Source organism: Shigella sp. FC1661, assembly GCF_001712525.1.
GTDB lineage: Bacteria > Pseudomonadota > Gammaproteobacteria > Enterobacterales > Enterobacteriaceae > Escherichia > Escherichia coli.
The window spans coordinates 1-6,654 of record NZ_MDGW01000124.1 but is presented as its reverse complement, the minus strand read 5'-3'; the positions used below and the strand labels follow the sequence as shown (position 1 = coordinate 6,654).

Annotated in this window: 11 protein-coding genes and 2 pseudogenes; 7 read left to right on the top strand and 6 right to left on the bottom strand. The window is 46.3% G+C overall.

The genetic code is table 11. The features are described from left to right. Positions 1-159, bottom strand: a 159-nt coding sequence (locus BFF42_RS09000; RefSeq protein ID WP_032277379.1) for an IS1 family transposase, incomplete at its 3' end; no start/stop codon positions are given. Between the two features lie 84 nt (positions 160-243). Beyond that, positions 244-612, bottom strand: a complete 369-nt coding sequence (locus BFF42_RS08995; RefSeq protein ID WP_001056831.1) for a YcgJ family protein — start codon at positions 610-612, stop codon at positions 244-246. A 519-nt stretch (positions 613-1,131) separates the two neighbouring features. Between BFF42_RS08995 and minC the strand changes: the two genes are divergently transcribed. The 3 genes from minC to minE are packed head-to-tail and all read left to right on the top strand — an operon-like array spanning position 1,132 to position 2,933. Then, a complete protein-coding gene (minC, locus tag BFF42_RS08990) occupies positions 1,132-1,827 on the top strand; it encodes a septum site-determining protein MinC (protein ID WP_000072536.1) in 696 nt (231 codons plus the stop codon). A gap of 23 nt (positions 1,828-1,850) precedes the next feature. Then, positions 1,851-2,663, top strand: a complete 813-nt coding sequence (gene minD / locus BFF42_RS08985; RefSeq protein ID WP_000101055.1) for a septum site-determining protein MinD — start codon at positions 1,851-1,853, stop codon at positions 2,661-2,663. 3 nt (positions 2,664-2,666) lie between these two features. Beyond that, a complete protein-coding gene (minE, locus tag BFF42_RS08980; RefSeq protein ID WP_001185665.1) occupies positions 2,667-2,933 on the top strand; it encodes a cell division topological specificity factor MinE in 267 nt (88 codons plus the stop codon). 381 nt (positions 2,934-3,314) lie between these two features. Here the strand turns inward: minE and BFF42_RS28260 are convergent. The 3 genes and pseudogenes from BFF42_RS28260 to ymgJ all read right to left on the bottom strand — a co-directional run. Further along, positions 3,315-3,377 (bottom strand): annotated as a pseudogene (locus BFF42_RS28260) (hypothetical protein); the annotation flags it as partial. A 34-nt stretch (positions 3,378-3,411) separates the two neighbouring features. Then, entirely contained in the window at positions 3,412-3,531 is a 120-nt protein-coding gene (locus BFF42_RS08975; protein ID WP_001131446.1) for a hypothetical protein, read from the bottom strand. Next, the gene (gene ymgJ, locus BFF42_RS08970; protein ID WP_001328621.1) at positions 3,492-3,677 is read right to left on the bottom strand and encodes a protein YmgJ; all 186 of its coding nucleotides are present in this window, start codon (positions 3,675-3,677) and stop codon (positions 3,492-3,494) included. Before ymgJ ends, BFF42_RS08975 begins: the two co-directional genes overlap by 40 nt. 100 nt (positions 3,678-3,777) lie before the next feature. Between ymgJ and ymgI the strand changes: the two genes are divergently transcribed. The 3 genes from ymgI to BFF42_RS08955 are packed head-to-tail and all read left to right on the top strand — an operon-like array spanning position 3,778 to position 4,636. After that, positions 3,778-3,951 carry a protein YmgI gene (gene ymgI, locus BFF42_RS08965; RefSeq protein ID WP_000122462.1) on the top strand — a complete coding sequence of 58 codons (174 nt, stop codon included), beginning with the start codon at positions 3,778-3,780 and terminating at the stop codon, positions 3,949-3,951. 1 nt (position 3,952) lies between these two features. Further along, positions 3,953-4,297: a YMGG-like glycine zipper-containing protein gene (locus BFF42_RS08960; protein ID WP_000726974.1), complete on the top strand. Its 345-nt coding sequence runs from the start codon at positions 3,953-3,955 to the stop codon at positions 4,295-4,297. Between the two features lie 3 nt (positions 4,298-4,300). Continuing rightward, on the top strand, positions 4,301-4,636 hold the full coding sequence (locus tag BFF42_RS08955) for a YmgD family protein (RefSeq protein ID WP_000979977.1): 336 nt from the start codon (positions 4,301-4,303) through the stop codon (positions 4,634-4,636). A 56-nt stretch (positions 4,637-4,692) separates the two neighbouring features. On the opposite strand, the pseudogene ycgH reads toward BFF42_RS08955, so the two are convergent. Then, positions 4,693-6,279: pseudogene (ycgH, locus tag BFF42_RS08950) on the bottom strand (autotransporter YcgH); the annotation flags it as partial. Positions 6,280-6,367: 88 nt separating this feature from the next. Between ycgH and BFF42_RS08945 the strand changes: the two are divergent. Beyond that, on the top strand, positions 6,368-6,654 hold a 287-nt coding region (locus BFF42_RS08945; protein ID WP_000567737.1), incomplete at its 3' end, for a transposase.

Genomic DNA, 6,654 nt, shown 5'->3' with positions numbered 1-6,654 from the left:
GTGCGTACCGGGCTGAGAGGCGGTGTAAGTGAACTGTAGTTGCCATGTTTTACGGCAATGAGAGCAGAGATAGCGCTGATGTCCGGCAGTGCTTTTGCCGTTACGCACCACGCCTTCAGTAGCGGAGCAGGAAGGACATCTGATGGAAATGGAAGCCACGCAAGCACCTTAAAATCACCATCATACACTAAATCAGTAAGTTGGCAGCATTACCGCCGAATAGAACATAATGTAAACAAGGCATCACTCACGACACATAAATAACATCTTTGTGGTGATTTGATTGATTTTTCCACTCCGCTTACCATCCACACCAAAATAACGATCATCACGACATAATTTTTCTTTAACATCGCAAAATACACCGTTAGCGAATGTAAATTCGCTGGGATCGTAGCCTTGTAATGATTGTAAGTTTTCAGCGGCTTTTTCGCCGAGATATTTCCTTGTTAACTCTGGGGAAATGCCATCTGAGTTCACACAAATATACGGGTCGCAAACAACGCCGCACGCCGGAGATTGAAGTCCGCCAGCGTCATGTCCAGACGCCATTGATGAGAACATCATCCCCACACCTGACAATCCGATATAAAAAATACGCATCATATTCATAGCACATCCTGATAATCCAACCGTACAACACTTATGCTCATTTCATCATCAATCCGTAATCAAAACCGCTGACCTGGACGAGTTACGATGACCTGACAGAAGTATCAGACGTCTTCTGCGGTTTCTATGATAGAGCAATTCTGTGGCGGATATTAAGATAACGGGTATCTGTTCTTTAATGATGCTGCAAAAAATGGAAAGTTAAGAAAGCCTGGCGTGGTGAAAAAATACACTTGCCTCAATACTGGATATTTAAACAGGTCTGGAGATGCTGTCACGATTAGGGTGCGGAAAAAGGAAGCGTAAATAAGAACAATCAAAAGTACGACGGCAATGGGTTGATTGACAAGGGTATTTTTTAAGCTATGAATCAGCGCCATTTATCACAGAATAGACTTTTACTCTGAATAAATGGGAGGGTGACTTGCCTCAATATAATCCAGACTATAACATGCCTTATAGTCTTCGGAACATCATCGCGCGCTGGCGATGATTAATAGCTAATTGAGTAAGGCCAGGATGTCAAACACTCCAATCGAGCTTAAAGGCAGTAGCTTCACTTTATCTGTGGTTCATCTGCATGAGGCAGAACCTAAGGTTATCCATCAGGCGCTGGAAGACAAAATCGCTCAGGCCCCCGCATTTTTAAAACATGCCCCCGTTGTACTCAACGTCAGTGCACTGGAAGACCCGGTAAACTGGTCAGCGATGCATAAGGCGGTGTCGGCAACCGGTTTGCGGGTTATTGGCGTAAGTGGCTGCAAAGATGCGCAACTTAAAGCCGAAATTGAAAAGATGGGGCTGCCTATCCTGACGGAAGGAAAGGAAAAAGCGCCGCGTCCAGCTCCCGCACCACAGGCTCCAGCGCAAAATACAACGCCGGTCACAAAAACGCGTTTAATAGATACCCCGGTGCGTTCCGGTCAGCGTATTTATGCTCCACAATGTGATCTGATTGTTACAAGCCACGTTAGCGCTGGGGCCGAATTGATTGCCGATGGGAACATTCATGTCTATGGCATGATGCGTGGTCGTGCGCTTGCAGGGGCAAGTGGTGACCGGGAAACGCAAATATTTTGTACGAACCTGATGGCGGAACTGGTGTCCATCGCAGGTGAATACTGGCTGAGTGATCAAATCCCAGCAGAATTTTATGGCAAAGCGGCGCGACTGCAGTTAGTCGAAAACGCTTTGACCGTTCAACCGTTAAATTGATCCCTTTTTAACAAGGAATTTCTATGGCACGCATTATTGTTGTTACTTCGGGCAAAGGGGGTGTTGGTAAGACAACCTCCAGCGCGGCCATCGCCACTGGTTTGGCCCAGAAGGGAAAGAAAACTGTCGTGATAGATTTTGATATCGGCCTGCGTAATCTCGACCTGATTATGGGTTGTGAACGCCGGGTCGTTTACGATTTCGTCAACGTCATTCAGGGCGATGCAACGCTAAATCAGGCGTTAATTAAAGATAAGCGTACTGAAAATCTCTATATTCTTCCGGCATCGCAAACACGCGATAAAGATGCCCTCACCCGTGAAGGGGTCGCCAAAGTTCTTGATGATCTGAAAGCGATGGATTTTGAATTTATCGTTTGTGACTCCCCGGCAGGGATTGAAACCGGTGCGTTAATGGCACTCTATTTTGCAGACGAAGCCATTATTACCACCAACCCGGAAGTCTCCTCAGTACGCGACTCTGACCGTATTTTAGGCATTCTGGCGTCGAAATCACGCCGCGCAGAAAATGGCGAAGAGCCTATTAAAGAGCACCTGCTGTTAACGCGCTATAACCCAGGCCGCGTAAGCAGAGGTGACATGCTGAGCATGGAAGATGTGCTGGAGATCCTGCGCATCAAACTCGTCGGCGTGATCCCAGAGGATCAATCAGTATTGCGCGCCTCTAACCAGGGTGAACCGGTCATTCTCGACATTAACGCCGATGCGGGTAAAGCCTACGCAGATACCGTAGAACGTCTGTTGGGAGAAGAACGTCCTTTCCGCTTCATTGAAGAAGAGAAGAAAGGCTTCCTCAAACGCTTGTTCGGAGGATAAGTTATGGCATTACTCGATTTCTTTCTCTCGCGGAAGAAAAACACAGCCAACATTGCAAAAGAACGGCTGCAGATTATTGTTGCTGAACGCCGTCGCAGCGATGCAGAACCGCATTATCTGCCGCAGTTGCGTAAAGATATTCTTGAGGTCATTTGTAAATACGTACAAATTGATCCTGAGATGGTAACCGTACAGCTTGAGCAAAAAGATGGCGATATTTCTATTCTTGAGCTGAACGTGACCTTACCGGAAGCAGAAGAGCTGAAATAAGCCCGCTGTAAAAACGCATTTATCTTCAAGGCAGAGTCATTTCTGCCTTGAGTTTTTCATCCCTCTCATCCACGTTGTGGTAAAGCGGCGAGTATTCTTGCTGATACTCCTCATTGCTATTTCCACCTCCCCCTTTACACCTTAAGGCTGTTCCCACGCACAGAACAAAATGTTTATGCCTGGTTGAGTAAATAACCTCATTGTTAGTGTGTATACACTGGGGGATGATAACCCCGCAATTTCATTATTCATTGTTCTCCCATAGGATGAGGTTTCCCGCCGTAACTGGCGGGCTTTTTTTGCCCCAGAATTTTCCCTTTTAGCCCCCTGTAAACGAAAACTGCGCCGAAGCGCAGTTTAATCGTTGATGGTCAGAACGACCAGTTCACGATATATACTGCGGGTATCGACTGATTTCGATTCCATGCCATTGGATAAATGATAGTAGCGTCTAAGTGACCTAAGCTCTGCTGCAACATCAGCCCGCAGGCACCAGACCAGGGGATTCATCCTGAAGAGACAGCGCAGGTGTATTGTGTTCACCACTCACCAAAGACATCATGATGAAATGATGATATCCCGCATAAGAAAGAGGCATTTTTTAAACGCAGTGCGCTGAAGTGTAGTTGGATAAAAAATCACTCTTTTCAGATAATACTGTCGTACGCTTATCTTTCGACAATGAGGCCGTCGGCAAAATAAAATGACTAATGTAATCGTTGCTGATGAATATCTTCTGCTCACATAAAAATCACACAATAATATTGATAAATCAGATTATCTTACCTTTACAACATTGCGTTAACAGTCAATGACACTTCTTGAATAAAAATATTGCCAATCAATGAGTTATTCCTCATTTAAGATTATTCTCATTCACGTAAAAAACATAATTCCTATCATCACAGCCACGCTCATTTTGAATTATCTGAATAATAGCGAGCGTTCTTTAGTTAAGCAGATCTTAATTGAAGACGAAATTATTGTGTGTGCAACTTACTTAATACCGGACATCTAAGTTGAAGAAAAAAATACTTGCCTTCGGGCTTATCTCAGCATTGTTCTGCTCCACGCCAGCGATGGCGGATATGAATCGCACCACGAAAGGTGCATTGCTAGGCGCAGGCGTTGGTTTACTTACTGGCAATGGTGTTAATGGCGTACTGAAAGGTGCAGCTGTTGGCGCTGGTGTTGGTGCAGTAACAGAAAAAGGCCGCGACGGTAAAAATGCGCGTAAAGGTGCAAAAGTAGGTGCCGCCGTTGGTGCTGTCACTGGCGTTCTGACCGGTAATGGCCTCGAAGGGGCGATTAAAGGTGCCGTGATTGGCGGTACGGGTGGTGCAATTCTGGGTAAAATGAAATAAGGAATGATGATGAAAAAATTTGCTTTACTGGCGGGCCTGTTTGTTTTCGCACCAATGACCTGGGCGCAGGACTACAATATTAAAAACGGTTTACCGTCAGAAACCTATATTACTTGCGCAGAAGCCAACGAAATGGCAAAAACTGACAGCGCACAGGTTGCAGAAATTGTTGCGGTAATGGGTAATGCCAGCGTTGCCAGCCGTGATTTAAAAATTGAGCAATCTCCGGAACTGAGCGCCAAAGTGGTAGAAAAACTGAATCAGGTTTGCGCTAAAGACCCGCAAATGCTGTTGATCACGGCAATTGATGACACCATGCGTGCTATCGGCAAAAAATAATATTTCATATGTACCGCGTCGATGAATACGACGCGGTTTTTTAGCTAACGGCGGGATCAGAACTTATATTTCAGGCCCACCATCACTGCGGTGTCATTGTAGCCATTATCACCCAGCTGCACGCCCACATTCCCCCAGACGCTGGCCGCTGGATTCAGGTTGCCATTTACGCCAAGTTTAATTTCCCCCAAATTACTCGCCCCATCTTGTTCGACTTTCACACCGTTCATTGAGACAGCAAAATCTTTACTGTTATGGATCCAGTTCATTTCAACAAAAGGTTCAAAGTCGTCACCGTGCGGACCGCTGTTTTTCTCCTGAGTACGAATAAAGGTGCGGAAACCAAGTCGGGTCTGGATGTTGTTATTTGCGTCATTCTCAATACGTGAGCCATTGGCTTCGGTGTGCGCATTATGATCGACGCCCATCCAGATAGCCTGTGCCTGTGGCTGGAATATCCACGTGTATTTCGCCGCTTCCAGACCAAAGGATTTATTCAGGGCAAAGCCGTAACCCGCTTCCAGCGAGACGGTTGCGCCTTTCGCACTATAGGATTCATAGGCTAATTCATCCCCTTTCACCGAGTTTTTAAACCAGCTATATTGCGCCCAGGCGTCAATGTATGCGCCTTTTTTACTGATGTCATCGGCAAACCAAGTGGCATACAGCCCTGCGCAATAGCCTCTGACACTCCCTTTCGAACGATAATCCGACACGCTGGAATGAGTTGAGTTGTAGTCGCGGGCATAACCAGCCATCACTCCCAAACGCTAACTGTCACTGTCGGTAAAACCACCGGTTAACAGATCGGCCCCTAACTGCGAGACGTAGCGATGCGAGGTCGTTCTCAACTGTCCGTTGCTGTCACGCCAGGCATTATGCCCGCCAATTTGACGTAGCCAAAGTCGGCTTGAACGCTCCTGTTCAGTTACAGGATCGATGTAGCGCATTTCACCCGCACGGTCGTTCAGACGCATAACAAAAAGAGTGTTAGCGGCTGCCAGGTTGGCGACGTAACTTCCAGCTTCGGGGCGCAGGACGGGGGTAGGCGTTTCTGTTGGTTCTGAATTTCCCTCTGAGCTGTTATCCTCCTAATTCACTGACTGATAACTTGTCAAATACCAGTTTTTGCCTTGTTGTTTTAGTTGATATTCGAAAGCTCCAGCTGCAATCCTTGCATCACCTTGTCTGAAGGCTTCTGCTGGAGATTCATCGCCATTCACAGTTATGAGTTCGATCCCGTTTAGCGTGGCCGCGCCGCTTCCTCCAGCATTTTTCACATAGACGGTAGTTGAACCCGAAGTATTACCCTCAACAATAAGTCTGTCCGTAGCCGATTTATCATCACCTAATACGGTGCGGATATTAAGCTGACCATTATTACCGACATAATTACCTTTTACGGTTAATGTTTTTCCTTGGGTAAATGTTTGACCATCATCATACGAAAGATTGATAATACTGTCTGAATTAGTCAGATGGGTAACAACGGAGTCATCTTTCATATTCCAGATTGTATTTTCTGAAAGCTTCAGCGTGGTTGTGCCGCTAACGAGTTTAGTCGCTCCATTTAGAATAGAGTCGGACGAAATTATGTTTAAGTCACCTCCAGTATTATTAACCAGAACATTATTACCAGGTAGACTGGCCCCCTGAATCTCCAGACAACCAGTATCACTTAAATAAGTGATAGTCTTAATACTAGTTTTTAGACTAGTCATTGGAGTACAGATGATTGATGTCTTAGGGCCGGAGAAACGCAGACGGCGTACCACACAGGAAAAGATCGCAATTGTTCAGCAGAGCTTTGAACCGGGGATGACGGTCTCCCTCGTTGCCCGGCAACATGGTGTAGCAGCCAGCCAGTTATTTCTCTGGCGTAAGCAATACCAGGAAGGAAGTCTTACTGCTGTGGCCGCCGGAGAACAGGTTGTTCCTGCCTCTGAACTTGCTGCCGCCATGAAGCAGATTAAAGAACTCCAGCGCCTGCTCGGCAAGAAAACGATGGAAAATGAACT

What these genes read in the sequence shown, in the direction of transcription:
- minE (WP_001185665.1), top strand. Translation starts at nt 2,667, where the DNA reads ATGGCATTACTCGATTTCTTTCTCTCGCGGAAGAAAAACACAGCCAAC.
- BFF42_RS08995 (WP_001056831.1), bottom strand. Translation starts at nt 612, where the DNA reads ATGAATATGATGCGTATTTTTTATATCGGATTGTCAGGTGTGGGGATG.
- minC (WP_000072536.1), top strand. Translation starts at nt 1,132, where the DNA reads ATGTCAAACACTCCAATCGAGCTTAAAGGCAGTAGCTTCACTTTATCT.
- minD (WP_000101055.1), top strand. Translation starts at nt 1,851, where the DNA reads ATGGCACGCATTATTGTTGTTACTTCGGGCAAAGGGGGTGTTGGTAAG.
- BFF42_RS08975 (WP_001131446.1), bottom strand. Translation starts at nt 3,531, where the DNA reads ATGCCTCTTTCTTATGCGGGATATCATCATTTCATCATGATGTCTTTG.
- ymgI (WP_000122462.1), top strand. Translation starts at nt 3,778, where the DNA reads ATGAGTTATTCCTCATTTAAGATTATTCTCATTCACGTAAAAAACATA.
- BFF42_RS08955 (WP_000979977.1), top strand. Translation starts at nt 4,301, where the DNA reads ATGATGATGAAAAAATTTGCTTTACTGGCGGGCCTGTTTGTTTTCGCA.